The 25,118-nt window shown below is 68.1% G+C and carries 23 protein-coding genes, 2 tRNA genes and 1 pseudogene; 15 read left to right on the top strand and 11 right to left on the bottom strand.

The genetic code is table 11. The features are described 5' to 3' along the window. Positions 1-40: 40 nt before the first annotated feature. A tRNA-Sec gene (locus BN4348_RS53315) sits at positions 41-135 on the bottom strand. 27 nt (positions 136-162) lie between these two features. On the opposite strand from BN4348_RS53315, the gene selD reads away from it, so the two are divergent. From selD to BN4348_RS53265, 9 genes are all read left to right on the top strand, one after another. Then, positions 163-1,155, top strand: a complete 993-nt coding sequence (gene selD, locus BN4348_RS53310) for a selenide, water dikinase SelD (protein ID WP_066916690.1) — start codon at positions 163-165, stop codon at positions 1,153-1,155. A gap of 39 nt (positions 1,156-1,194) precedes the next feature. Beyond that, on the top strand, positions 1,195-4,518 hold the full coding sequence (fdh, locus tag BN4348_RS53300; RefSeq protein ID WP_211145760.1) for a formate dehydrogenase: 3,324 nt from the start codon (positions 1,195-1,197) through the stop codon (positions 4,516-4,518). Continuing rightward, a complete protein-coding gene (locus BN4348_RS53295) occupies positions 4,481-5,452 on the top strand; it encodes a 4Fe-4S dicluster domain-containing protein (protein WP_066916676.1) in 972 nt (323 codons plus the stop codon). Before fdh ends, BN4348_RS53295 begins: the two co-directional genes overlap by 38 nt. Next, the gene (nrfD, locus tag BN4348_RS53290) at positions 5,449-6,534 is read left to right on the top strand and encodes an NrfD/PsrC family molybdoenzyme membrane anchor subunit (protein WP_308204265.1); all 1,086 of its coding nucleotides are present in this window, start codon (positions 5,449-5,451) and stop codon (positions 6,532-6,534) included. Before BN4348_RS53295 ends, nrfD begins: the two co-directional genes overlap by 4 nt. 63 nt (positions 6,535-6,597) lie before the next feature. Then, entirely contained in the window at positions 6,598-7,584 is a 987-nt protein-coding gene (locus BN4348_RS53285) for an LLM class F420-dependent oxidoreductase (RefSeq protein ID WP_066916672.1), read from the top strand. Between the two features lie 408 nt (positions 7,585-7,992). Then, positions 7,993-8,193, top strand: coding sequence for a hypothetical protein (locus BN4348_RS53280; protein ID WP_066916668.1), 201 nt, complete (start codon positions 7,993-7,995; stop codon positions 8,191-8,193). Between the two features lie 13 nt (positions 8,194-8,206). After that, positions 8,207-8,761: a type 1 glutamine amidotransferase domain-containing protein gene (locus tag BN4348_RS53275; RefSeq protein WP_066916666.1), complete on the top strand. Its 555-nt coding sequence runs from the start codon at positions 8,207-8,209 to the stop codon at positions 8,759-8,761. A 109-nt stretch (positions 8,762-8,870) separates the two neighbouring features. Further along, a complete protein-coding gene (locus BN4348_RS53270; RefSeq protein ID WP_066916664.1) occupies positions 8,871-9,560 on the top strand; it encodes a HemK2/MTQ2 family protein methyltransferase in 690 nt (229 codons plus the stop codon). Continuing rightward, the gene (locus tag BN4348_RS53265) at positions 9,557-9,820 is read left to right on the top strand and encodes a CDGSH iron-sulfur domain-containing protein (protein WP_084454521.1); all 264 of its coding nucleotides are present in this window, start codon (positions 9,557-9,559) and stop codon (positions 9,818-9,820) included. Before BN4348_RS53270 ends, BN4348_RS53265 begins: the two co-directional genes overlap by 4 nt. On the opposite strand, the gene BN4348_RS53260 is transcribed toward BN4348_RS53265, so the two are convergent. From BN4348_RS53260 to BN4348_RS53235, 6 genes are read right to left on the bottom strand one after another with little or no spacing between them, the layout of a single operon-like run. Then, positions 9,762-10,787 (bottom strand): iron-containing redox enzyme family protein, encoded by a 1,026-nt coding sequence (locus BN4348_RS53260; RefSeq protein WP_066916662.1) that lies wholly within the window; start codon positions 10,785-10,787, stop codon positions 9,762-9,764. The two genes, BN4348_RS53265 and BN4348_RS53260, sit on opposite strands and share 59 nt — an antisense overlap. A gap of 46 nt (positions 10,788-10,833) precedes the next feature. Continuing rightward, entirely contained in the window at positions 10,834-13,047 is a 2,214-nt protein-coding gene (locus BN4348_RS53255; protein WP_066916660.1) for a SpoIIE family protein phosphatase, read from the bottom strand. Then, on the bottom strand, positions 13,044-13,616 hold the full coding sequence (locus tag BN4348_RS53250) for a SpoIIE family protein phosphatase (RefSeq protein ID WP_084454526.1): 573 nt from the start codon (positions 13,614-13,616) through the stop codon (positions 13,044-13,046). Before BN4348_RS53250 ends, BN4348_RS53255 begins: the two co-directional genes overlap by 4 nt. 46 nt (positions 13,617-13,662) lie before the next feature. After that, the gene (locus BN4348_RS53245; RefSeq protein WP_066916688.1) at positions 13,663-14,073 is read right to left on the bottom strand and encodes an ATP-binding protein; all 411 of its coding nucleotides are present in this window, start codon (positions 14,071-14,073) and stop codon (positions 13,663-13,665) included. Then, positions 14,063-14,452: an STAS domain-containing protein gene (locus BN4348_RS53240; RefSeq protein ID WP_066916656.1), complete on the bottom strand. Its 390-nt coding sequence runs from the start codon at positions 14,450-14,452 to the stop codon at positions 14,063-14,065. Before BN4348_RS53240 ends, BN4348_RS53245 begins: the two co-directional genes overlap by 11 nt. A 22-nt stretch (positions 14,453-14,474) precedes the next feature. Beyond that, on the bottom strand, positions 14,475-15,365 hold the full coding sequence (locus BN4348_RS53235; protein WP_066916653.1) for an STAS domain-containing protein: 891 nt from the start codon (positions 15,363-15,365) through the stop codon (positions 14,475-14,477). A 152-nt stretch (positions 15,366-15,517) separates the two neighbouring features. On the opposite strand from BN4348_RS53235, the gene BN4348_RS53230 reads away from it, so the two are divergent. Both BN4348_RS53230 and BN4348_RS53225 read left to right on the top strand, forming a co-directional pair. Then, positions 15,518-15,886: an STAS domain-containing protein gene (locus BN4348_RS53230; protein WP_231971434.1), complete on the top strand. Its 369-nt coding sequence runs from the start codon at positions 15,518-15,520 to the stop codon at positions 15,884-15,886. Between the two features lie 60 nt (positions 15,887-15,946). Continuing rightward, a complete protein-coding gene (locus BN4348_RS53225) occupies positions 15,947-16,447 on the top strand; it encodes a DUF6328 family protein (protein WP_066916651.1) in 501 nt (166 codons plus the stop codon). Here the strand turns inward: BN4348_RS53225 and BN4348_RS53220 are convergent. Further along, entirely contained in the window at positions 16,421-17,134 is a 714-nt protein-coding gene (locus BN4348_RS53220) for an HAD family hydrolase (RefSeq protein ID WP_066916649.1), read from the bottom strand. The two genes, BN4348_RS53225 and BN4348_RS53220, sit on opposite strands and share 27 nt — an antisense overlap. A gap of 253 nt (positions 17,135-17,387) precedes the next feature. Here BN4348_RS53220 and BN4348_RS53215 point away from each other — a divergent pair, with 253 nt between their 5' ends. From BN4348_RS53215 to BN4348_RS53200, 4 genes are all read left to right on the top strand, one after another. Continuing rightward, positions 17,388-17,660: a hypothetical protein gene (locus BN4348_RS53215; RefSeq protein ID WP_066916647.1), complete on the top strand. Its 273-nt coding sequence runs from the start codon at positions 17,388-17,390 to the stop codon at positions 17,658-17,660. A gap of 150 nt (positions 17,661-17,810) precedes the next feature. Beyond that, positions 17,811-18,113, top strand: a complete 303-nt coding sequence (locus BN4348_RS53210; RefSeq protein ID WP_066916645.1) for a DUF4193 domain-containing protein — start codon at positions 17,811-17,813, stop codon at positions 18,111-18,113. Positions 18,114-18,149: 36 nt separating this feature from the next. Beyond that, positions 18,150-19,559, top strand: coding sequence for a cytochrome P450 (locus BN4348_RS53205; protein ID WP_096866210.1), 1,410 nt, complete (start codon positions 18,150-18,152; stop codon positions 19,557-19,559). Positions 19,560-19,652: 93 nt separating this feature from the next. Beyond that, a complete protein-coding gene (locus BN4348_RS53200) occupies positions 19,653-20,246 on the top strand; it encodes a restriction endonuclease (RefSeq protein WP_066916643.1) in 594 nt (197 codons plus the stop codon). A gap of 35 nt (positions 20,247-20,281) precedes the next feature. On the opposite strand, the gene BN4348_RS53195 is transcribed toward BN4348_RS53200, so the two are convergent. The 3 genes and pseudogenes from BN4348_RS53195 to ponA2 form a co-directional block, all read right to left on the bottom strand. Continuing rightward, on the bottom strand, positions 20,282-21,955 hold the full coding sequence (locus BN4348_RS53195; protein ID WP_142308757.1) for a hypothetical protein: 1,674 nt from the start codon (positions 21,953-21,955) through the stop codon (positions 20,282-20,284). A 212-nt stretch (positions 21,956-22,167) separates the two neighbouring features. Beyond that, positions 22,168-22,244: transfer RNA gene (locus BN4348_RS53190), tRNA-Pro, on the bottom strand. Between the two features lie 343 nt (positions 22,245-22,587). After that, a pseudogene (ponA2, locus tag BN4348_RS53185) lies at positions 22,588-24,855 on the bottom strand (transglycosylase/D,D-transpeptidase PonA2); the annotation flags it as partial. Positions 24,856-25,118 lie beyond the last annotated feature (263 nt).

Below are 25,118 nucleotides of genomic sequence, written 5' to 3'. Positions count from 1 at the left end.
CCCGCCGGCGCGGGTCGCTCATGTCGGGCTCGACGGGATATGGCGGAGGCGGACGGGAATCGAACCCGCCAGCGGCAGCGTCTGCCGTTCGACGGTTTTGAAGACCGCGCCGGTCACCAGACCGGACACGCCTCCTCGGACCATGGCGACAATTATGTATCCGTGAGCTACCGACTGACTCAGTACGCCCATGGCGGCGGCTGCGCGTGCAAGATCCCGCCGGGTGAGTTGGAGGACGTCGTCCGCGGGTTGGGGGCGAGCGCGCCGCGGGACCCGCTCGGCGAACTGCTGGTCGGGCTGGACCACGGCGACGACGCGGCCGCGGTGCGCCTGGCGAACGGCACGGCGCTGATCGCCACGACGGACTTTTTCACCCCGGTGGTCGACGACGCCTACGACTGGGGACGCATCGCGGCCGCCAACGCGCTGTCCGACGTCTACGCGATGGGCGGGCGTCCGGTGGTGGCGCTGAACCTGCTGGGCTGGCCGCGCGAGGTGCTGCCCTTCGAGCTGGCGGCCGAGACGCTGCGCGGTGGGCTGGACGTGTGCGGCCTGGCCGGCTGCCACCTCGCCGGCGGGCACAGCGTCGACGACCCGGAGCCCAAATACGGGCTGGCCGTCACCGGGATCGCGGATCCGGACCGGTTGTTGCGCAACGACGCCGGCAGACCCGGCACCCCGCTGTCGTTGACCAAGCCGCTGGGGATCGGTGTGCTCAACAGCAGGCACAAGGCCACGGGCGAGCGGTTCGAGCAGGCGATCGAGGCGATGACCACGCACAACGCCGACGCGGCTGCCGCGGCGCTGGCCGCCGGTGTCGAATGCGCCACGGACGTCACGGGTTTCGGGCTGCTCGGGCACCTGCACAAGCTGGCCCGGGCCAGCGGCGTGACGGCGGTCCTCGACGCGGCGGCGGTACCGTACCTGGACGGCGCGCGGGAGGCGCTGGCGGCCGGCTACGTCAGCGGCGGCACGCGGCGCAACCTCGACTGGGTGGCCCCGCACGTCGATCTGTCGGGGGTCGGCGAGGCCGAGGCGCTGCTGCTCGCCGACGCGCAGACCTCCGGCGGGCTGCTGATCGCCGGCGAGATCCCGGGCGCCCCCGTCATCGGGGAGCTGGTGCCCCGCGGTGAGCACACGATCGTGGTGCGCTGAGCGGGCGCGGTTTCGGCGGCGCGCACTAGGGTAAAGGTCATGCCCATGCGGAAGTTGTTTTTGGAATGGCCCGTCCTGCGTCAGTTGCGTTCGGGGGACAAGCTCGGCCGCGGCTCGGCCGTCACCTCGAAGCAGACCCGCGCCGTCACGCCGCGCACGACGACGGCCGACCGGGTGGTGCAGAGCATCTGTCCCTACTGCGCGGTCGGTTGTGGACAGCGGGTGTACGTCAAGGACGAGCGGGTGGTCCAGATCGAGGGCGACCCGGACTCGCCGATCTCGCGAGGCCGCTTGTGCCCCAAGGGTGCTGCCAGCGAACAGCTGGTGAACTCGCCGGGCCGGCAAATGCGGGTGCTCTACCGCGCGCCGCGGGCGACGGAGTGGCAGCCGCTCGAGCTGGACAGCGCGATCGACATGATCGCCGACCGCTTCGTCGAGTCCCGCCGCCACACCTGGCAGGACATCGACAAGAAGGGCAACCTGCTGCGCCGCACCATGGGCATCGCCGCGCTGGGCGGTGCGACGCTGGACAACGAGGAGAACTACCTCATCAAGAAGCTCTTCACCGCCGCGGGCGCCATCCAGATCGAGAATCAAGCTCGTATTTGACACTCCGCCACGGTTCCCGGTCTGGGAGCCTCCTTCGGGCGCGGTGGCGCCACCCAAACACTGCAGGACATGGCCAACGCCGATTGCATCGTCATCCAAGGCTCCAACATGGCCGAGTGCCATCCGGTGGGTTTCCAGTGGGTCGAGGAGGCCCGGGCCCGCGGCGCGCGGGTGATACACGTCGATCCGCGGTTCACCCGGACCTCGGCCGTGTCGGACCGACATATCCCGATCAGGGCCGGCTCCGACGTCGTCCTGCTCGGCGCGCTGATCAACCACGTACTCAGCAACGACCTGTGGTTCTCCGAGTACGTCGTCGCCTACACGAACGCCGCCACCCTGATCAACGAGAAGTTCAGGGACACCGAAGATCTGAACGGTTTGTTCTCCGGCTTCGACCCCGAAACCGGGCAGTACGACACGTCGACCTGGGCGTACGAGGAGCAGGAAAACGGCCAGATCGAGTCTCCGGCCGGCGGCCACACGCACGGCGCCACCGCCTCGCAAAGCGCGGCGGGTGACGAGCATGGCAGCGGCGGACCTCCCCTCGCGCACGCCCGGGTGAAGCGCGACGAAACCCTGCAGCACCCGCGGACGGTGTTCCAGATCCTCAAGCGCCACTACGCCCGCTACACGCCGGAGATGGTCACCGACGTCTGCGGCATCAGCCGCGCGGATTTCGATTACCTGGCCCGCTCCATCGTCGAGAACTCCGGGCGCGAGCGGACCACCTGCTTCGCGTACGCGGTCGGGTGGACGCAGCACACCCTCGGAGCCCAATTCATCCGCACCGCAACGATTTTGCAGCTCCTGTTGGGCAACGTGGGCCGGCCGGGCAGCGGCATCATGGCGCTGCGCGGCCACGCCAGCATCCAGGGCTCCACCGACATTCCCACTTTGTTCAATCTGCTGCCCGGGTACCTGCCGATGCCGAAGGCGGGCATGCACGACACCTTGCAGGCCTACCTCGACGCGGTGGGATCGAAGCGCCAGAAGGGCTTCTGGGCCAACGCCGATAGCTACGCGATCAGCCTGCTCAAGGCGTGGTGGGGCGACGCGGCCGGCAAGGGCAACGACTGGGCCTACGACTACCTGCCGCGGCTGACCGGCCCGCACGGCACCTACCAGACCGTCACCGGGATGCTGGCCGACGAGGTGGAGGGCTACTTCCTGCTCGGCCAGAACCCCGCGGTCGGGTCGGCGCACGGCCGGATGCAGCGCCTCGGCATGTCCCACCTCAAGTGGCTGGTGGTCCGCGACCTCAACCTCATCGAGTCGGCCACCTGGTGGAAGGACGGGCCGGAGATCGCGTCGGGCGAATTGAAAACCGAGGACATCGACACCGAGGTGTTCTTCCTGCCGGCGGCCACGCACGTGGAGAAGGCGGGATCGTTCACCCAGACGCAGCGGCTGCTGCAGTGGCGGCACAAGGCCGTCGAGCCGCCCGGCGACTGCCAAAGCGAATTGGCCTTCGTCTACGAGCTCGGCAAGCGGATCAGGCAGCGGCTGGCGGGCTCGACCGACGACCGCGACCGGCCCCTGCTGGACCTCACGTGGGACTACCCCACCGACGACCACGGCGACCCCGACGGGGAAGCGGTGCTGGCCGAGATCAACGGATATCATGTGGCACGGGGCAATCCGTTGTCCTCCTACACCGAGTTGCGCGCCGATGGGTCGACCGCCGCGGGTTGCTGGATCTACACCGGCGTGTATGCGAACGGCGCCAACCAGGCCGCCCGCCGCGTCCCGCACGGCGGTGCGTCGCCGAGCCAGCAGGAGTGGGGCTGGGCGTGGCCGGCCGACCGCCGCATCCTGTACAACCGCGCCTCCGCCGACCCCGACGGCAAGCCCTGGAGCGAGCGCAAAAGGTACGTCTGGTGGGATCCGGACCGGAAACGGTGGGTCGGGTTCGACGTGCCCGACTTCGTGGCCGACCGGGCACCGGACAGCCGGCCCGATCCCGACCTCGGCGGTCCCGACGCCCTGGCCGGCGACGACCCATTCATCATGCAGGCCGACGGCAAGGGTTGGCTGTTCGCGCCGAAGGGCGTTGTCGACGGGCCGTTGCCCACGCACTACGAACCGCAGGAGTCGCCAGTCGCCAACCCGCTGTACCCCCAACAGCGCAACCCGGCGCGAATCATCTTCCCGCGCAAGGACAATCTGAGCGCCCCCAGCGCCGGCGAGCCCGGGGCCGATGTCTATCCGTACGTGTTCACCACCTACCGGCTCACCGAGCATCACACCGCCGGCGGGATGAGCCGGTGGCTGCCCTACCTGTCGGAGCTGCAACCGGAGATGTTCTGTGAGGTCTCCCCGGAGCTGGCCGCCGAACGCGGTCTCGAGCCGTACGGGTGGGCCACCATCGTTTCGCCCCGCGCGGCGATCGAAGCCCGGGTTCTGGTCACTAAACGCGTTGCGCCGCTGGTCATCAACGGCCATACGGTGCATCAGATCGGATTGCCGTACCACTGGGGCGTCGGGAGTGACGCGGTGGTCAGCGGCGACGCGGCCAACGACCTGCTCGGCGTGACGCTGGATCCCAACGTGCAGATCCAGGAGTCCAAGGCCGGGTCCTGCGACATCCGCCCGGGGCGCCGGCCGCAGGGCGAGGAATTGCTACGCCTGATCGCCGAGTACCAGTCCCGATCCGGCGCCACCACCGAAACCGGCAACGCACGAATCAGCGACGGCGTATGGGAAGGGGGAGCCGATGGGTCAGCTGAGCGGGCCGACCGACCCGACGAGTGACGCCGGCTGGCCAGATCCCAAGGCGCGCAAGGGATTTTTCACCGACACCTCGATCTGTATCGGCTGCAAGGCCTGCGAGGTGGCGTGCAAGGAATGGAACCGCAACCCGCAGGACGGCGACCTCGAACTGCTGGGCTCGTCTTACGACAACACCGGCTCGCTGGGCGCGAGCACGTGGCGGCACGTGGCGTTCATCGAGCAGGGCCGCGACCGCATCGAGGAGGCGCGCGAATCCGGGCGTGCCCTGACCGATTTGGGGATGCCCTCGATTTCCCGGGACGCGCGCCAACCCGACAGCACGCCGCCGGACACCCCGGAGTTCCGCTGGTTGATGTCGTCGGACGTGTGCAAGCACTGCACGCACGCCGGCTGTCTCGACGTCTGCCCGACGGGGGCGTTGTTCCGCACCGAGTTCGGCACCGTCGTCGTGCAGGACGACGTCTGCAACGGCTGCGGCACCTGCGTGGCCGGGTGCCCGTTCGGGGTGGTCGAGCGCCGCAACGACGGCACGTACACCACGCCCGCGCAGCGGCCCGGCCGCCCGGGCGAAAAGCCCGTCACCGGGGTCGCCCAGAAGTGCACCCTGTGCTACGACCGCCTGGTCGAGGACCAGATACCGGCGTGCGCCCAGACGTGCCCCACGACCTCGATCAAGTTCGGCGACCACGACGACCTGGTAGCCAAGGCCCGCGAACGGGTCGCCCAGCTGCACGCGCAGGGGCTCACCGAGGCCCGGCTCTACGGCGCCAACGAGCACGACGGTGTCGGCGGCACCGGGTCGATCTTCTTGCTGCTCGACGAGCCGGAGGTCTACGGCTTACCGCCAGATCCGCGGGTCTGCACGGCTGACCTGATGACCATGTTCAAGCGCGCCGGCGTGGCCGCGGCCGGCATGGTCGGCGCGGCCGCATGGGCTTTCTGGAGGGGCCGGTGAGTACTTCCGAATTCGACAGCTTCCGTCCGCCGCAGCCCGAGCGCGGCGGGCGCCGGAAGGGTAGGCGCGCGGGCCGTCGGGGTGGCGGGGACGGTTCCCGCGAGATGCCGATGGTCCCCGAAGCCGAGTTCACCTCGTATTACGGTCGTCCGGTTGTCAAGCCCGCGCCCTGGGGACACGAGGTGGCGGCGTATCTGTTCCTGGGCGGCGTCGCCGGTGGGTCCGGTCTGCTGGCGGCCGGTGCCCAGCTCACGGGGCGAAACACGCTGCGCCGCAACACGAGGCTGTCCGCTCTGGTCGCGGTGATGGTGGGCGCCGTCGCGCTGGTGAAGGATCTGGGCCGGCCCGAGCGTTTCGTCAACATGCTGCGGACGGTCAAACTGACCTCGCCGATGAGCATCGGCTCCTGGATTCTGAGCTTCTTTTCCGCCGGCATCGGGGTTGCGGCGGCCTCCGAGGTCGACCGGATGAGCGGTGGACGAATCCCGTTGGGCCCCTTGCGGCCCGTGCTGCGCGCCGCGGAGGGGCCGGCGGGATTGGAAGCCGCCGTGTTCGCGGCGCCGCTGGCGGTCTACACCGCGGTGCTGCTCACCGACACCGCGACCCCGACCTGGAACGCCGCGCACCGCGACCTGCCGTTCGTCTTCGTCAGCTCGGCGAGCCTGGCCGGGGCGGGACTGGCGATGATCACCACCCCGGTCTGCGAGGCGGGCCCCGCCCGCAGGCTGGCCGTCGTCGGCGCGATCGGTGACCTGATCGCCGCCCGGTTCACCGAGTACCGGATGGACCCGACGACCAGGGAACCGCTGCACCGTGGCAGGCCGGGCCGGCTGTTGGCCTGGAGCGAACGGCTCGCGGCCGCGGGTGGTCTGGGCGCGTTGCTCGGGGGCCACCACCGCGGTGTCGCGGCCGTATCCGGGTTCACGTTGCTGGCGGCGTCGGCAATGCTGAGGTTCGGTTTCTTCGAGGCCGGCCTGGAATCGGCCCGAGACCCCCGCTACACCATCGAGCCCCAGAAACGCAGGCTCGCCGCCCGCCGGGCGGCCGGGGTTACCGGGGACTCCATCAGCACCGCGGACTGATCCTCGCGGTTTGCGCCGCCGCCCGCGCGGTTTGCGCCCCGCGGACCGGGGTACGTATAGCGCATGACAAATTTTGGCTACACTCTGATGACCGAGCAGAGTGGCCCCAAAGACCTTGTGCGCCAAGCTAGCTCGGCAGAGGAGCGAGGCTTCGACTTCGAGGTGTGCAGCGACCACTTCTCGCCCTGGCTGACGTCTCAGGGGCACGCGCCCAACGCCTGGGCGGTGCTGGGCGCGGTGGCGCACGCCACCGAGCGGGTGGACCTGTACACCTACGTGACCTGCCCGACGATGCGGTATCACCCCGCGATCGTCGCGCAGCAGGCCGCGACCGTGCAGATCCTGTCCGACGGCCGGTTCACCCTCGGGTTGGGCAGCGGTGAGAACCTCAACGAGCACGTGGTGGGCAGGGGTTGGCCGACCGTCGAGCGTCGGCAGGACATGTTGCGCGAAGCCATCAAGATCATCCGGGAGCTGTTCGGCGGCCAGCTGGTGAACTGGCGCGGCGAGTACTTCCAGGTGGATTCGGCGCGGCTGTGGGACCTCCCGGACGTTCCGGTCGCCATCGGGGTGGCGATGTCCGGGGCGAAGGGCGTCGACAGGTTCGCCAAGCTGGCCGAACACCTGATCGCCGTGGAGCCCGACGGGGAACTCGTCCGCGAGTGGCACGCCGCCCGGCAGGCCGCCAACCCCGCCGGAGGCGGACGGGTGGTCGGCCAAATCCCGGTGTGCTGGGACCCCGACCGCGACGCCGCCATCCAGCGCGCGCACGACCAGTTCCGGTGGTTCGGCGGCGGCTGGAGGGTCAACGCGGACTTGCCCACACCTGCCGGTTTCGCGGGTGCGACCCAATTCGTGCGACCCGAGGACGTCGCCGGTTCCATCCCCTGCGGCCCCGACCTGGACGCGATCGTCGAGGCCGTGCGGCCCTACTGGGAGGCGGGCTTCACCGACATCGCGCTTGTCCAGATCGGCGGGGAGGCGCAGGACCTTTTCCTCTCCGAAGCAGCCCAGCCTTTGCTCGACGCGCTGCGCGACGCGTCCGGTTGATGACAAGTTTGGGCCGTTCCCGCAGGGGTATCCGAGTGCAGTCGTGGGCATCGGGCTTACCACCGGCAGTTTGACCTACCAGGCTTAGCGCCGGGCGAGCGGACGGTCGGCAAACGCGCTATCCAGCAGCAGCTTTGCGCCATCCTGTGTTCGGCATGGCAGGGGAGTCGACGATGAATGATCAATCCGGCAACACCACCGCGCCACTAGTGCGGGCGCTCGCCGGCGCCAGCTTCGGGCCGGGCTTGGCCGAGCTGATGGCGCCCCGGAAGGTTGCTGCGGTTGCGGGCGTCGACGACACGCGGCTGGCCCGCCGGGTCATCCGCGCGCTGGGTGCGCGCGAATGCGGCCACGGTGCGGCGCTGTTGGCCGGTACCGACACGCTGGTCTGGACGCCGTTGGGCGATCATGAATCGGTCGCTGACCATCAAGACCGGCCAATGCCATGTGCAGCGCTACATGCGGCCCTTGCTGGAGCGGATCCGCCGCGGCGAGATCGATCCGACCGTCATCATCACCTGGCACTTGGGCCTCGACCAGGCGCCGCACGGCTACGAAATCTTTAAACACAAGCAGGATGGCGGCACAAAGGTCGTCCTGCATCCGTGAAGGAGGTACCGCGATGTCAAATGAATTGCAAGGGAAGAAGATTGCCATCCTGGCGGCCGATGGTGTGGAGAAAGTAGAGCTCGAGCAACCGCGTGCTGCCCTTCAAGAAGCCGGCGCCCAGGTCGAATTGCTGTCGCTGAAGGACGGCGAAATCCAAGCCCGTAATCATGATCTCGAGCCGGCCGGGACTTTCCCGGTCGACCGTGCGGTCTCGGACGCGTCGGTGGGCGAATTCGACGGCCTGATACTCCCCGGCGGCACCGTGAATCCGGACAAGCTGCGCCTCGACGAGGCGGCGGTCTCGTTCGTGCGTGACTTCGTGGTCTCCGGCAAGCCCGTGGCCGCGATCTGCCACGGTCCGTGGACGCTGGTGGAGGCAGGTGTGGCCGTGGGACGGACGCTGACGTCATACCCCAGCATCCGCACCGACCTGCGCAACGCGGGCGCGCACGTGGTCGACGAAGAGGTCGCCGTCGACGGCAATTTGATCACCAGCCGCTCACCGTCGGACCTGCCGGCGTTTTGCCGGGCGATCGTCAAGCAATTCGCTCCCGCCGCCACGGGATAGTCGGCGCCAGATCATTCACACCGTTTTAACACCCGGGTTTGCGGGCATTACACAGGCCAAGGCCGTGATTGCCGCGGCGATCCTCTGCAGGCTTACCGAAAGGCCCACATTGACGACCACGTATCCAGAACCGGCCGTTTCGGTTGCGCATAACGTGTATCAGCCGCAAGAAGATTCGCGGTTGCTGGTCGACGCGATGCACCATTCCGCGTTGATCCCGCAACGACGCGTGCTCGACCTGTGCACGGGAAGCGGATTCGTCGCGATCGCCGCGGCCGAAATGGGTTGCTCCAGCGTTACCGCCCTCGACATCTGCCCGCACGCGGTACGTTGTTGCCGGACCAATGCCGCATTGGCGGGCGTCGAGGTGGATGCCCGTGAGGGGTCGTGGATGGACGCCGTCGACCGCGCCCCCTTCGACGTGGTGACGGCCAATCCGCCTTACGTCCCAACCCCTCCCGGCGACGACCCTGCATCGATTTGCACCGGCGCCGGCCCGTCGTTGGCCTGGAACGCCGGCGTCGATGGGCGTCTGATCCTGGATCCGTTGTGCGACGCGGCGCCAAAGCTGTTGTGCGACGGCGGGTCGCTGCTGCTGGTGCACTCTGCGATCGCCGGGGTTCAGCAATCGCTGGATCGCCTAAAATGGGCCGGCATGAAGGGCGAAGTCATTGCCTCCAAGTGGATCCCGTTCGGCCCGGTGATGTCGGCGCGGGCGACGTGGTTGGAGGACACCGGCTTGATCCCACGCGGCCGCCGCGAGGAGGAACTCGTCGTGATTAGGGCGGACAAGCCATGACGACCACGCGAGTACAGGTGGTGCCGGGCGGACCGGTGTTGGTGTCCGGGCCGGTAAGCATCGAGATGCCCGACGGTGAGGTCGTCGAGTCCGACCGGTTCATGGTGGCGATCTGCACCTGTCGGCGCAGCGACGCATACCCGTTGTGCGACACCAGCCATCGGCGCTGCCGTCGCGCCGGGAGACGGACGGGCCGGGCGGCTACCGCCAATCCAGGGGCCGCCGCAACGACGTCTGACCCCGCTGCCACGACTCCATGAGCTTGTCCGCCAATCGGTTTTCGACCGCGGCGTGCGCCCGTATCCCGAACACGACATCGGAGTCCAGGTGCGGTTCCCGCGCGACGAGATCGCCGACGACGTCGATGCGCACCACCTGTTCGTGCACCGCGTCGGCTTCGACGTGCTCGCTGTAGAACTCGATGCAGGCTGAGGGCGCCCCCATCCGCTGCAGGGCCTGAACCATCCGTTGGGATCCCGGCGGCGAGGTGATCTCCGTCGAGGCGAAGTGCCCGACCGTGGCGCCCCGTAACGCGCGGTGTAGCCCGAACAGTGACATCAGATTGACCACCGCCAACGACTCGGCGGGGACGGCGTCGAGGTAACCGAGGTACGTCGCATCCAGCTCGGCGGCCACCAGCAGATCGGCAAAGAGTTGCTGGTGCAGGCGCGGCCCCCGACCGGCGCCGTACTCGTCGAACTCGACGGCCACAAAGGCCGCCTTGGCGGTCCCCATCAGCCGCGGAATCGCGAAGGCGTGCGGATCGCCCTCTTTGAGGTGATACAGCGACCGGTGCGCGAAGTATTCGCGCATCTGCTCCCAGCTCCCCGCGTCGCGCAGGTAATACGACGGCCCGGTGCCGTCGGTGGGCTCGTTGGAGATCGCCTCCATCTCGGCCGCCGCCGTGCGCCCGGGCTCGATGGGTCCGACGTCGCGTCGCACGCCGGCCAGAAAGACGCGTTCGAGTTCGGCGCGCAACTGCAGCAGCCCGGGGTTCCACTCCCAGGCGGGGTCCACGCCTGCGAAACCCCGGTAGTGCAGCTCATAGCACATGCACAGCGCCAGCTGGAGATCCAGGCCATAGGGATCGGAGTCCCGAACGGACGCGCCGATGCGCGTGAGGTGATCATGTGACGGCGGCCCGACCAGCGCATGCCGGACGGCGGTCGACAGCGGTCCGTGTGCCGCCGGCAGGGCGGGTTCCACCGGGATTGAGGTGCGGGTCACGCCGATGACTACCCGTCAACGGGGCCGGGCAAACGGTGGTCCGTCACTACTGCCCCTCGGGAACGCGGAAGGTGATGTCGACGGTGGTGCCCGTCGGGGTGCTCTGCAGGTGCATCGCGTCGCTGAGCGCGCGCATCAACACCAGCCCGCGTCCGCTGTTACCCGGGTCGTCGGCCGGTGTCTTCCAGGAACCCGCGTCGGTGATCCTGGTTCGGACCCGGCCGGCGGCGACTTCGGCTTCGAGCAGCATCGTCCCGGTGCGGTGTCCGCGATAAGCATGCTCGACGCAGTTGGTGCACGCTTCGTTGACGACCAGCACGATGTCGGCTGCCACCGCCTCGGGGACGTTGGCGGTGCGCAGCCAGGCGGTTAACCGATGCCGGACGTTGAACAATTGCCCGGCAAATGCCTCGCTTTCGATGCGGAGCTGTGTGGGCAGGTGCCGGTAGATCACCATCGCGACATCGTCGTCATACCCCGACGCCGGGGCCAGCGCGCCGACTACCGCCTCCGGGGCCTGTTCCAGGGGAAGCTCGGCCGTCTCGAGCAAAACGTCTGCGGCGCGGGCGATTCCGATGTCAATCGACTCGTGCTTGCGCTCGACCAGGCCGTCCGTGTAGAGCATCAACGTCGAGCCCGGAGGTAGCACCCGGGAGGCCTGGGGCCGCGGTTGGTCCCGGCGGACCGCGAGCGGCACCGACGCGGCATCGGTCAGCACCGTCGTGTTCGCCGGCGGCGGCCCCGCGACCATGGCGGGCATGTGGCCGGCATTGCTGTATTCCAGGACTCCGGTCTCGGTGTCCAGGATCGCCAGAAAGACCGTGGTGCAGTACGCATTCGGGATGAGCGAGGCGGCCAAGTCGAGCTGCTCGAGCAGCAGCGCCGGTTGGGCGCCGTTGATCAACAGCGCGCGCGCCGAGCTGCGCAGCTGCCCCATGGTCGCGGCCGCCGGCAGGCCACGGCCGACGCAGTCACCGACGACGATGCCGATGCGGTTGTCGCCGATGGGCAGCACGTCATACCAGTCGCCCCCGATCTCCAATGGCGGCACCGCGGGTTCGTAGCACACCGCGAAGCCGGGAGGCGTCTGCACCGTGGGCAGCATCGCGCGCTGCAGGGTCAGCGACGTTTCGCGGGCGTTCTCGAACTGACGCACGTGTTGCATGGCCAGGCTGAGGTGGCCGATCAGCACCGTGACCAGGAGCCGATCCTCCGCGCTGACCCAGCGGGGGGAACGAAGCTCCAACCACAACGCCAGGTCACCGGCGTTGGACAGCACCGCGACCAATCCCTGTGCCTTGCCGGGATTGTCGGGCCGGTCGACGGTCTTGGCGGTCAGCGGCAGCTGGTTTCGCGCGTCCTGGAAAGTGCTACGTAACCAGGGATCCATTCCGCGCCAGGATGTTTCGGGCGGCCCGCCGGCCACCTGGACATCGGGTTCGCCGCCGCCGCTGGGCCACGACACGGCGATCACGCGTTGGACGTCGATCGCCTCGCGGCACTCGTCGAGGGTGATCGACAGCAGCTCGGCGACGCTCTTGGCCACCGCAACGGCCGTGGCCAGTCGCAGGACCGCGCTCTCCCGCGCGGCGAATGCCCGCTCCGCGGTGACGTCTCGGATCGTCCCCACGTAGACGTCTCGATCGCTGCCGCCCTCCTTGACCGCGTTGATGCTGACCATCACCCAAGCCAGATGGCCATCCCGATGCCGGATCGGGGTTTCGTATTCGGCGCTGCCGTTGCTGCGGACCAGGGATTGTTGTTCACGGGCGGTCTTCTTGTCGACCAGCCAGGGGTGGGGCCACCGGTAGGGCAGGCCCGCCGTGGGATAGCCCAGGATCTCGATGAAGGCGTTGTTCATCTCGATCACCGAACCCTCGTGGTCGGCGACAAAGAAGCCCTCCTGCAGCGAATTCACCAGCGCGGTGCGGAATTTGTCGCGATCGGCCAGGCCCTCGGCGCGGGCCCGCTCCCGCGCGTAGAGCTTGGTGCCGTCGAGGAATCCCCGAGTCGCCACGTCGAGCGGCGCCAACGTCTGCAACAGGAATTCCAAAGCGACGGGTGCGGCGATTCGTGCGTCGTCGACCAGATCGAAGACCAGTTGGACATGATGCTCGATGATTTCGAGCATGCTGATTTGCTCTTGTAGGGCGCGGCGTCCGAGCTCGTGGCCCACGGTCAGGCTGTCCTCGTCCCGCGCGTCGAGGTAGGCGCGCAAGGCGGCCGCGTATTCGGCGTGAAAGTTCTGGTTGGTGCTCATGTCTTGGTCCCCCGGTGACGCGCGGTCAGCACCATGGCATCGTCGGTTTCCTTGGCGTGCTTACCGAGGAGTTCTTCGGCGATAACGACGGCGTGAGCCGCAAAGTCGATGTGCTCCAAGTAATCTTCGGCGATGCCGTCGGTGCTGATCACCAGCAGGTCGCCCGGACGGATCGAAAGCGCCTGGGCGGGCCTGATTTCCGGTATCCGATAGCCGACGATCCCCGCGGCGAGGCGCGCGCTGGACCGGACTTCGATGCCGGTCGGGGCCTTGGCCACCAGATCGGCGGTGACGTTGCCGACGCCCGTCCACGTCAGCTTGTTCGTCGCAAAGTCCAGCCGCGCCAAGGTCATTGCTACTCCCCGGGTGCCGGCCAACATGCGATGGCAGAGTTCGATCAGGATCTCGAGCCGCTCGGAACTCGCACGCTCGACCGCGTCGACCGCGCGCAGCGCGGCGGTTGCGGCTTCCGGGCCGTGACCGAGCCCGTCCACCACGCCGAACAGTGCGGCCTTCCCGTCGAGGTCCACCGCAATGCCCCGGTCGCCGGACGTGGACTCGCTGGGCATCGGGCGACCGGCCCGTGCCCACTCGATCGGCCCGAAGCGCCCGTTCTCATGCACGGGCGGGAACCCACTTCCACATCTCGACGACGGTCCCGTGGCCCAGCGTCGAGTCGACGACCAACCGGTCCATCAGCCGTCGCGCTCCGGGCAAGCCCAGCCCCAACCCGCGACCGGTCGAATAGCCGTCCTCCAGCGCGCGCTCGATGTCGGCGATGCCGGGCCCGTCGTCCTCGGCGCGCACCACCAGCGCCTTGCGGCCGTCTCGGTCAGCCACCCAGAGGTGGACGGTGCCCCGACCCGCGTAGCTGGTGATGTTGCGGGCGACTTCGGAGATCGCCGTGGCGACCATGGTGACGTCGGTCAGGGAGAATCCGAGATCGAGGGCGAGCTGATGTCCGGCTCTGCGGGCGGCGACGATGTCGTCGGAATTGTTGATGTCGACGACAACGTCAGCCGCCACCATCGCGCCCGATCGTCGATTTCCCCAGTCCCAGTTGCCGATTCAGCAGGGCGAGGCCCTCTTCCAGGTCCAGCGCGGTGTTCATGTCATCGAACGCCAGCCCGAGTTGGACCATCGCGAAGGCGACCTCTGGCTGCAGGCCAACGATGACGGTGTCCGCGCCCCGCAACCGGGTCATGTGCGCGATGGTCCGCAGCGATCGGGCGGCGAACGAGTCCATCACATCGATGGCGGTGACGTCGACGATGATGCCCTGCGCACGAAACCTGCTGACCCGCTCCATGAGGTCGAGCCGCAGCCGTTCGGTCTCGGAGTCGGTCAGGGCGGACTGCACCGTTGCGATCAGGATCGCGCCCTGTTTCAGGATGGGGACTGGCATGGGGTGCTCGCGCTAATGGTGTCTACCCGGTGGTCTCGCCGGTGCGGGTGACCTCGTAGCCGAGCAGGCGTTCGGCTTCTTCGATACCGCCCTGCAGGTCGCCGACGGCGTTCATCTTGGACAGGTCCAGCCCGATCGTCACCAGGGTCAGGGCGATTTCCGAGGACAGGCCGGTGATGATCACGCTCGCACCCATCAGGCCCGATGCGTCGACCGTCTGCACCAGGTGGTTGGCCACCGTGGAGTCGATGGTGGGCACCCCGGTGATGTCGATGACGACGACTTTCGCACGGTTGGCGCGGATGGCCCTCAGCAGCTGTTCGGTGACCTGGCGGGCGCGCTGACTGTCCAGCACGCCGATGATCGGCAAAATCAGCAGCTGCTCGCGCACCTGCAGCACTGGAGTCGACAGCTCGCGGATCGCTTCCTGCTGCTGCCGGATGATGCGCTCGCGTTCCTGCACGAAGCTGACGCCCACGGTGTTGGCGATGCGGTTGGCCGCCGGCTCGTATGCGTCGAGCACGCGATTGAGCATCTCGAAATCGGTCTGGTACTTCTCGAACAGCGAGCGCGCGAGCACGTCGCGCAGCAGCAAGACGATCCCCAGCACCTCGTCGGTCTCCACGCCGCGGGGGATGATGCGTTCCGACAGGTCGCGCGCGTAGGCCTGCAGCGCCTCGACGCTACCGGTCTCGAGCACCTCGACGTAGTTGTCGTAGACGGCGGTGGCCTCGGAGAAGAGCTCCTCGGGTGTCATCGCGGTGAGCAATTGCGCCTCGGTGATTCGGCGGGCCCACTCCTCCCGCAAGACGGTGCGGTTCTGGCGCAGGTGCTGGACCAGCTGGGGCAGCAGGCCCTCGCTGACCGTCTGCGCGGCGGTGGCGGTGCTTCCGAAATCCGAGGAATCTGACATCTGGCCTCCCGTTGCCGCGTCGCGCTCCGCAGTCCCTATGGGGAGACTAGTCTGGGTTATCGCGCCGCAGGTGTCGAGGGCATATTCTTCTCGCAGTTCGCGCGGCAGGTTACGCTTGCACCACATTTACGGCCCGGGACAAAGGATCGCCATTGTCAGCTCCTGATTCGATTACCACGCTGGTTACCGACCACGATGGTGTGTCGGTGGTCAGCGTCAGCGGGGAAATCGATCTGGTCACCGCCCCGGCGCTCGAACAGGCCATCGGCGCGGTGATCGCGGACGGCCCGACGGCACTGGTCATCGACCTTTCCGCGGTCGAGTTTCTCGGCTCGGTCGGCTTGAAGATCCTTGCCGCAACCTACGAAAAGCTCGGTAAATCCACCGAGTTCGGTGTGGTCGCGCGGGGGCCGGCGACCAGGAGACCGATACACCTGACCGGTTTGGACAAGACCTTCCCGCTGTACCCGACGTTGGACGACGCGTTGACCGCGGTCCGGGACGGCAACCTCAACCGCTGACGATGAGGCCGTCGCGAGCCTGCGTATTGCGTCGCGGCCGCTGGTACGAGGATCACCACCATGGACGTCGATCACCCCGAGGGCGACCAGCAGTGGGACCGCAATACGCGCGGCGAGACCGAAATTGAACGGCTGGACCGCAATTGGAACAGCCTGCTGCAGGAGCTGCGCGTGGTGCAGACCGGGGTGCAGCTGCTCACCGGCTTCCTGTTGACGCTGCCGTTCCAGCAGCGCTTCGACGTCCTCAACGAACAGATGCGGTTCGTCTACCTGGGGACGGTCGCGTGTTCGGTGGGGGCAACGGTGCTGCTGGTCGCCCCGGTGGGCATTCACCGGCTGCTGTTCCGGCGGCACCGCCTCCAAGTCCTGGTGTCGGCCGCGCACCGGTGCGCCTACGCCGGGCTGGCGCTGCTGGGCACGGCGCTGACGGGTGTGACCGTGATCGTTTTTGCCTCGGTGGCCGGAAATCGGGCGGGGTTAATAGCGGGAGCCTTTGCAGTGGTGTTATTTACGTCCTTTTGGTGGGTATTGCCGCTACTGCTTCGCACCCGCGGTATGTAGTTCGGCGATGCGGGTGGACCCCAAATGCTCGAGCAGGTCCTGCGGCTCCGCAAAAATCGGGGACGCGCCGGCCGCCTCCAATTCGGCGCCCGAGATGCCGCCGCTCAACACCCCGATGCACGGCACTCCCGCGGCCGCCGCGGCGTGCGCGTCCCACACGGCGTCGCCGACAAATACCGCGTGGTCGGCGTCCACGCCGGCCCGGTCCAGGGCGACCTGCACGATGCCGGGTTCGGGTTTGGCCGTGTCGACATCCCGCGACGACGTCGTTTCGGCGATGACGTCGTCGCAGTCGAGCGCCTTGAGCAGCGCCTCGAGTTCGTCGTCGGGGGCCGAGCTGGCGAGCACCACTTGCAGTCCCAGCCCGGCGACGTGCCGCAGCAACTCTCGGGCGCCGGGCAGCGGGGCCAACAGGGGTAGGACGTCGCGGTAGTAGCGGCTGTGGCCGTCGCTGAGCCGCTCCTGCACGTCGTCCGGCGCGTCATCGGACAGGGTGCGGACCAACTCGGAGCCGTCCATGCCGATGCAACGGTGAATCTTCCATGCGGCGACCGGCATTTTTTCGTCGTCGAACGCGCGCTGCCACGCATAGACGTGCAGATAGTTGGAATCGACCAGGGTTCCGTCGACGTCGAACAGGACGGCGGGGGTGCCCTGAAGGGTTCCCGCCGGCTTCGCGGTTGTCATGTGCGCGGCATACCCGCGCCGAGGCGGGGCGACACGTCGTTCGGGCCGCCGCTTCGCGGGTACGCATTCAAGACATCCCATCCCCGCGCGGCGTGCCGTGCGAACGACGTTGGCGGACAACATGTCTCGGTTGACCACCCGGTACGCCGCCGAGCTGCGTTGGCACGGCATGCATTCCGACAAGCCGCGCCGCCACCGGCCAGCTGAGGGACCGAGAGGTTTGGATTCCGGCCTGACCGGGTAAAACGTCAGCATGCTCGACACGTCCGACAGGCCGCACGCCGGAATCGATTTCGGCCTTCCCGGCCGGGTTGCCGCGGGGCTCTGGGCGCTGGGCGTACTGGCCGGCGTGCTGGCGCTGCTGACCGGGCACGCCGGGTTGGCCATCGCGGGGCTGATATTGGCCGTCGCGTCGCCGTGGTTCGGGTTGGCCTGGGTGTCGCATAACCGCCGCCGTGCCGACGAATCCGCTTGGGCCGCCGGTTCAGCTCCGGTCGTCAGCGGGCCGATCCGCCTGCTCAGCTGAACTCATCGACGCCCAAAGGCGTCTATTGTCATGCCCGCAAAATTTTTGGGCCCGAATGGGTGTGGCGAACGCCCGATCGGGGTATCGACTCAGCCACGGGTGAGTACAGGCAAGTGCGGGAACCCGTCATTCAGCAGGAAGGAACGCCCCATGGCGACCGCAAGCGATTACGACGCCCGCCGTGTAGCCGATGTCGAGACCCAGGACCCGTCCGCGCTCCGCGAGCTGGCCACCACCCTGCCCGCCTCGTCCACCGCGGTCGTCGACGAGGATCCCAACGACGTGCTGTTCTTCGAGCTGCCGGGCGCGGACCTGTCGAGTGAAGAACTCTCGGTGACGGTGATTCCCCAGCGCGCCGACGAGTTCACCTGCTCGAGCTGCTTTCTAGTACAACACCGCAGCCGGATGTGCACGTCGGGCTCGGGGCTTCCCGTCTGCGCCGACTGCGCCTGACGCCGGGGCGGGTGCGCGGGGGAACGAGCACGCGCCTTGACCAACGCGAGGCGCCGTGTTTCTGTCGTCAACGTGGCAGCCTCCGCGATTCGTCCGGATGGTAAGCCGGATGCCTTGAGCCCGCCGCCGGGCCTGCCCGCTCCACGCGCGCTTCGCTCGGCTTTCGCCGCGGCGTACGCGGTCGCGTACCTCGTCGGCGGCGAGCGCCGGATGCTGCGGCTCATCCGTCGATACGGGCCGATCATGACAATGCCCATTCTCAGCCTGGGCAACGTCGCGATCGTGTCCGAGCCGGAGCTGGTCAAGCAGGTGTTCACCGCGCCGGCGGACGTGCTGCTCGGCGGCGAGGGCGTGGGTCCCGCGGCGGCCATCTACGGGTCGGGATCGATGTTCGTGCAGGAGGAGCCGGAGCATCTGCGGCGCCGCAAACTGCTGACGCCCCCGCTGCACGGTGCCGCGCTGAGCAGTTACGTGCCGATCATGCAGAACTGCGCCCGGGCGGCGATGCACAGCTGGCCCGTTGACCGCCCGTTCGAGATGCTGAAGGCGGCGCGGGCGCTGACCCTGGACGTGATCGTCAGGGTCATCTTCGGGGTCGACGAGCCCGACGCGGTTCGGCGGCTGGGCCGGCCCTTCGAGGGCCTGCTGAACCTCGGTGTCTCAGAGCAATTGACGCTCCGCTATGCGCTGCGACATCTCGGTGCGTTGCGGGTGTGGCCGCGGCGCGCGCGAGCCAACCGCGAGATCGACGACGTCGTCATGCCGCTCATCGCGCGGCGGCGAAACGACCCGCACCTCGGCGAGCGGCCGGACATCCTCGCGTTGTTGATGTGCGCCCGCGGCGAAGACGGAGAACGACTGTCCGACAGCGAGATTCGCGACGACCTGATCACCCTGATGCTGGCGGGGCACGAAACCACCGCCACCACGCTGGCGTGGGTCTTCGACCTGCTGTTGCACCACCCCGAGGCGCTACGACGCGTGCAAGCCGAAGCGCTGAGCGGGGAGGAGGCATTCACCACCGCGGTGATCCACGAGACGCTGCGGGTACGGCCACCCGCGCCGTTCACGGCTCGCGTTGCGGCGCAACCGTTTCCGATCGGCGGCTACCTCGTCGATGCCGGCACGCGCATCGTCGTTCACATCATCGCGATCAACCGCAACCCGGCCACCTACGAGCACCCGAACGAGTTCCGGCCGGAGAGGTTCCTGGGCAGCCGGCCCGAAACCTATGCGTGGGTGCCGTTCGGGGGCGGGGTGAAACGCTGTCTGGGTGCGGCGTTCTCGCTGCGGGAGTTGATCACCGTGCTGCACACGCTGCTGCGCGAGGGCGAGTTCAGCACCGTCGACGACGAGCCCGAGAGGATCGTGCGGCGCTCCATCATGCTGGCGCCTCGCTACGGCACCCGGGTGCGGCTTCGCCCGATCCAGGCGGGCGCGCGATAGCCGGCTGGTCGTCCCGCGCCTGCGCCTACGCCGAATTGTCGGACCCATCCGCTAGGTTCATCGGCGAGTCCGTGCCGGTCACGTTGAGGAGTCATGGAGAAGATCGTCGGGTCCTTCCTGCTACCGGGGTTCGCCCTTCCTTGGTTTTTCACTCAGCACGCGACCGGCAGCGTGGTCGCGGGATTCTCCGCCGGACTGGGTGGCCTCGTCTTGACCGTGGTCGCCCTGCTGTGGCTCGGTGTGCAGCGCGACCGCTACCGGGCCGGGCGGCAGCGACGGCGCGACCGGCGGTACGCGATGTCGGACCTCGCGTCCGTCGATGACATGTCGGGGGTCGAGTTCGAAGAGTTTGTCGCCGCGCAGCTTCGGACCGTGGGGTGGGGCGTCACCCACACCGCCAGCACCGGTGACTACGGCGTGGACCTGGTCGCCCAGAAGGACGGCACCCGCATGGCGGTCCAGTGCAAGCGGCAGGCGAAGGCGGTCGGTGTGGCCGCCGTCCAACAGGTCGTCTCCGGAGCGCGGCAGCACGGCTGCAACCGGGCGGTCGTGGTGACCAATCAGGCGTTCACCAAGGCGGCCCGCCAGTTGGCGGCCACCCACCGTTGCCGCCTCGTCGGGCGCGAGCAACTGCACATCTGGGCGCGGGCCGAGCGCGGGCGGGTCCGACCGGAACTGGAAGCCTAGCAGCGAGTTTCGTCGAGGTCCTCGAATGACGCGTCTTACTGAACGATCGGCCCCGGCACGGGATACGGGGCTGGGCTGGCCGGGTTGGTCGGACACCACGGATTCCCCGGCACGCCCAGGCACGGATCGGGCATGCTCGGCTGCGCGGGCAGCGTCATCATCTGGACCGCCGTCTGGCGCGGATAGTTCGTGACGACCGTCGCCGGGCAGGGGCCGAGGAACTCCGAGTCGCAAGCGACCTGCAGGCTGAGGACGCTGATGATCCCGGCGATGCCCGCCCCCTCGTCCGGGATTCCGCAGATGTCGTGTGGGAAGAACTGGATGAGGAGCGGGTCGCTCGTGACCCGCGGGCGGCCGAGCTGAAAGCGCTTGGCGCCGAGGGCCGTTCGCGAGGCATCGATGTTCCCGTGCCAGCAATTACCGGGATACGCGAGGTTTGAGACCTCCGCGAGGTCGACGTTAGCCGGGTTACCGAAGAAGCCGTTGTTGCTCAGCGTGTTGTTTTCGATCTCGTTTCCCTTGTCGTCGAAGTAGCAGAACGACAACGCCTTGAGGCCGAAGCCACCTTTGCAGTGGGCGATCGGCGGCGGGGTCACCGTGTCGACCTCCGGGACCAGCAGCACGCCCCACGCGCCGTTGTCGCGGATGTCGTTGGCGTCGACGGTGTCGAACCGACCCCCGGAGATCAGGACGCCGGTGCCCACCGGACTGAAGCCGACGATGCCGGGGCTGGTGGGCACGTTCGCATTGTTGTTGTCGTGCACCGAGTTGCGCGTGAACAGCCAGCACGAATGGGTCCCGGTCGGGCCCCGCCCGCGACCGGGGCAGCGACCGGACTGCGGCGACGGTTGGTCGTCGTTGTTCTGGCTGTTGGTGGAGAACCCCGTGTGATTGTTGTCGAACTCGGAGTTCTGGATGATCAGGCGGCCGCCGGAGTTGGTCCCCGAGTAGCCCTGGGCCGAATTCTGGCCGTGGGCGTGGTCGAGGATCGTGTTGCAGTCCGGGCAGGCACCGATGTAAAACGCCGCGTCGGCCATATTGTTGGCGTACACCTGCGTAAACAGCCCCGGTCCGTAGGTGTTGGAGGCGTAGATCCCGTACTGGGCGGATTGGTTCGGGCCGCCGTTGTAGGTCGAAGTGGCCGACAGGAACGCGCCGCGCCAGCTGCCGATCTGCTGGGCGCCGCTGGAGCCGCCGCCGTCAAACCAGATCTCGTCCCCGGGGGTGAGGTCCCCCGCGAGGAAGTTGCAGGCGGTGAGGTTCTCGACGCTGACGCCGGACACCTTGAACACGATCAGCCCGTTTCGTCCCGCCGGGACGCCGTTGGCATCGAGCGGCCCGGGGTCCTGGTCTGCCGCCGCGGAACTGCACGAGGACGCCCCGGGCCTGGTGCCGTCGAGCGCGACCCCATTGCGGTCCATGCCGCGGATGTGGATGCCGGGCGTGGTCACAAGCACGGCGGCCCCGGCCGCGTCGTCGCCGACGGCCCCCGACGGAACGCGATTGCCGGTCTCGTGGTAGTCGCCCGGCCCGATCAGCACCCAGTCCCCGGGGTGGGCGGCGTCGACCGCCGCCTGGATGCTCGAGTATCGTCCGGGAATCCCTTGATAGCTGCCGACGAGCAGGACTGCGGGCGGGGCGGGTGGGGCGGCGCTCGCCACGCATACGCCTCCGGCGACCAGCACGCACGCGCCCCCGAAGAAGACCAAGCGCGGCCACCGTTCCATCGGTGCCCGCACAACCGAGCCAAGACGATCTCCCAGCGCCGGCACCCCATTCGCCATCCGTCCGGAGTGCGCCTCCGGCACTCGAGTGACGTCAAGGGTGAGTTACCGCCGTCACATCGAGAACACGATGAGGTGACCATTCGAGCTCGAGTGGTGCCGCGACGTCGGTTGCACAACCGGTTACAGCCGCTTGCTGGTCGGGGTGGCGGGATTCGAACCCACGGCCTCTTCGTCCCGAACGAAGCGCGCTACCAAGCTGCGCCACACCCCGCTTGAAGCCACGACAGCCTATCGCACCGGCCCGCCGACTCACCAAACCGCAGGCCGCCGGGCTAGCTCCACGCGCAGGTGCGCTCGAATTCGACCAGCGCGCCGGCCGGGCCGGTCGGGTCGAGCCCCTGCGCGGCGACCCACTCGTCGCTGAAATAGGTGTCGACGTAGCGGTCGCCGCTGTCGGCGAGCAGGGTGACCACCGACCCGCTGCGGCCCTGCGCGACCATCTCGGCGATCAGCCCGAAACAGCCCCACAGGTTGGTGCCCGTCGACGGCCCCACCCGGCGGCCGAGCACGGCGCTGACGTGGCGGGCCGCGGCGATCGACGCCGCGTCGGGCNTGACGATCGAGCCCGGAATCGTTTGGCCGCTCGGCGTCGTTCCGACCACCTCGCCCGCCTTCGCGCTGCTGTTGACCGAGTTCGTTTGGTCGGCGACCTGGAAGCCGGCGTCCTTGAGGCGCTGGCGGGCCATGTCGACCTCCAGGCCGGTGACGGCCGGCACCCGGGAACCGGGGGAGCCGTCGACGTAGCGCGGGTCGGTCGGCGGCAACGCCACCGGCCCGAAGTTGGTGGCGATCGGCTTCATCGCCGTGAACCAGGTACGCGCCGGCTCGTTACCGCCGTACAGGTCACCCTCGCTGCAGTGGCGCAGCGGGGAGGAGCACAGGTCGGTCGGGTTGGGAGAGTCGTCATAGATGTAGTTCGCCGCCGCGTAGTGGCTCGTGAAACCCACGAAGCCGGACGACCTGTGGGCCTCGGTGGTCCCCGTCTTACCCGACACCGGCAGGTCCCAGCCCGCCGCCCCGGCCGAACCGGCCGCCGTGCCGCTGCCCACCGCGTCCTTGCTCATCGCGTTGGCCATGGTGTTGGCCAGACCCTCGGGCACCACCTGATCGCAGGTCTCGGTGGTCACCGAGACCTCGTTGCCGTTGCGGTCGATCAGCTTGTCGATCGGGTTCGGCGGGCACCACACCCCGCCGGACGCCAACGTCGCGGCGACATTGGACAACTCCAGCGCGTTCACCTCGATCGGGCCGAGGGTGAACGAGCCGATGTTCTGCCGCTTGACGAAATCCGCCAAGCTCTCGTTGCTGTCCCGGTTGTAGTCGCGGGCCGTGCCGGGGTCTGCGTAGGAGCGCAGCCCGAGCTTGATCGCCATGTCGACCGTGCGGGTGACGCCGACCTGCTGGATCAGCTTGGCGAACGCGGTGTTGGGCGAGGTGGCCAGGGCATCGGTGACGTTCATCGAGCCCCGGTAGTTGCCCGCATTGACCACGCACCAGGTGTCCTTGGGGCAGCCCTTGGCCCCGCCGCTGCCCATGCCCTTGGCCTGGAACCTGCCCGGAACCTCGAGGGTGGCGTTGATGCCCATGCCCATGTCCAGCGCGGCGGCGGTCGTGAAGATCTTGAAGACCGACCCCGCGCCGTCTCCGACGAGGGAGAAGGGCTGCGGTCGCATCGTTTCGCCGGCCTCGGTGTCCAGCCCGTACTTGCGGTTACTCGCCATGGCCATGACGTGGTGGGAGGTCTTGCCGGGCTCGATCACGCTCATCACGCTTGAGATGCCCTGCAGGTTGGGGCTGGCGAACTTGTCGATGGCCGCCTTGACCGGGATCTGCACGTCCGGGTCCAGCGTGGTGCGGATCAGGTAGCCGCCCCGAGCCACCTGTTCCTTACTAATCCCCGCGCGCGAGAGGTACTCCTGGACGTAGTCGCAGAAAAAGGCGCGGTCGCCGGCCGCGATGCAGCCGCGGGGCAGCTCATTGGGTTGCGGCAGTACGCCCAGCGGCGTGGCCTTGGCGGCGCGCAGGGCGTCGGCCTCCTGCGGCAGGTTCTCGATCATCGTGTCCAAGACCAGGTTCCGCCTGGCCAGCGCGCCGTCGGGGTTGGTGTACGGGTTCAGCGCGCTGGTGGACTGCACCATGCCCGCCAGCAGCGCCGCCTGCTGCCAGTTCAGGTCCGACGCGTTGATGCCGAAGTAGGTCTGCGCCGCGTCCTGCACGCCGAACGAGCCGTTTCCGAACGAGACCAGATTGAGGTACCGGGTCAAGATCTCGGGCTTGGTGAACGTCTTGTCCAGCGTCAGCGCCATCCGGATTTCGCGCAGCTTGCGCGCCGGCGTGGTCTCGACGGCCGCGCGCTTCTCGGCGTCGGTCTGAGCGGTCACCAGCAGTTGGTAGTTCTTCACGTACTGCTGCTCGATGGTCGAGCCTCCGCGGGTGTCGACGTCGCCGGACGCGTAGCCCGCAAGCCCGGTCAGGGTGCCCTTCCAGTCCACCCCGTTGTGGTCGGCGAACCGCTTGTCCTCGATCGAGACGATCGCCAGCTTCATGGTGTTGGCGATCTTGTCGGTGGGCACCTCGAACCGGCGCTGCGAATACAGCCAGGCGATGACGTTGCCCTTCTTGTCGACCATCGTCGATACCGCCGGCACCTCGCCCTGTAGCAGCTGCGCCGAGCCGTTGGCGACCACCTCGGAGGCCCGGTTGGACATCAGCCCGACGCCGCCGACGAGCGGAAACATCAGCGCGGTGGCGACGACGCTGGCCAACAAGCAGCACCCCGCGAGCTTGACAATCGTGAGCGCGGCCGGGGGGCGGTCTGACATGCGTTCCAGGGTAGCGGCCCCTGATCAGCCGGCCACGCCACGAGGTGACCAAGGCCTATCCCGCACGGTGACCAGCGAACTTACGCTCGGGTTTGGCAGAAAATTTGCGCCGCCGTCACAGCTCATCCACCGGCACGAAGTGCGCGGTCGGTTTGGCGCGCTTATCCTTTCCGACAAGACTGCACGCGCGTCCCAAAAAAACCGTTATCAGACTGTTGCGCAATTGCCACCTGACCACCTAACTTAGACACACGGTGAGATTC

This window comes from Mycobacterium interjectum, assembly GCF_900078675.2.
GTDB classification, from domain to species: Bacteria; Actinomycetota; Actinomycetes; order Mycobacteriales; family Mycobacteriaceae; genus Mycobacterium; species Mycobacterium interjectum.
The sequence above is the reverse complement of the archived record's forward strand: the minus strand, read 5'-3'. Positions and strand labels throughout refer to the sequence as shown.

Coding starts and splice junctions, on each gene's coding strand:
- BN4348_RS53295 (WP_066916676.1), top strand. CDS start 4,481: ATGGGTCAGCTGAGCGGGCCGACCGACCCGACGAGTGACGCCGGCTGG.
- BN4348_RS53285 (WP_066916672.1), top strand. CDS start 6,598: ATGACAAATTTTGGCTACACTCTGATGACCGAGCAGAGTGGCCCCAAA.
- BN4348_RS53280 (WP_066916668.1), top strand. CDS start 7,993: ATGAATCGGTCGCTGACCATCAAGACCGGCCAATGCCATGTGCAGCGC.
- BN4348_RS53275 (WP_066916666.1), top strand. CDS start 8,207: ATGTCAAATGAATTGCAAGGGAAGAAGATTGCCATCCTGGCGGCCGAT.
- BN4348_RS53265 (WP_084454521.1), top strand. CDS start 9,557: ATGACGACCACGCGAGTACAGGTGGTGCCGGGCGGACCGGTGTTGGTG.
- BN4348_RS53255 (WP_066916660.1), bottom strand. CDS start 13,047: ATGAGCACCAACCAGAACTTTCACGCCGAATACGCGGCCGCCTTGCGC.
- BN4348_RS53250 (WP_084454526.1), bottom strand. CDS start 13,616: ATGCCCAGCGAGTCCACGTCCGGCGACCGGGGCATTGCGGTGGACCTC.
- BN4348_RS53240 (WP_066916656.1), bottom strand. CDS start 14,452: ATGCCAGTCCCCATCCTGAAACAGGGCGCGATCCTGATCGCAACGGTG.
- BN4348_RS53235 (WP_066916653.1), bottom strand. CDS start 15,365: ATGTCAGATTCCTCGGATTTCGGAAGCACCGCCACCGCCGCGCAGACG.
- BN4348_RS53225 (WP_066916651.1), top strand. CDS start 15,947: ATGGACGTCGATCACCCCGAGGGCGACCAGCAGTGGGACCGCAATACG.
- BN4348_RS53220 (WP_066916649.1), bottom strand. CDS start 17,134: ATGACAACCGCGAAGCCGGCGGGAACCCTTCAGGGCACCCCCGCCGTC.
- BN4348_RS53215 (WP_066916647.1), top strand. CDS start 17,388: ATGCTCGACACGTCCGACAGGCCGCACGCCGGAATCGATTTCGGCCTT.
- BN4348_RS53210 (WP_066916645.1), top strand. CDS start 17,811: ATGGCGACCGCAAGCGATTACGACGCCCGCCGTGTAGCCGATGTCGAG.
- BN4348_RS53200 (WP_066916643.1), top strand. CDS start 19,653: ATGGAGAAGATCGTCGGGTCCTTCCTGCTACCGGGGTTCGCCCTTCCT.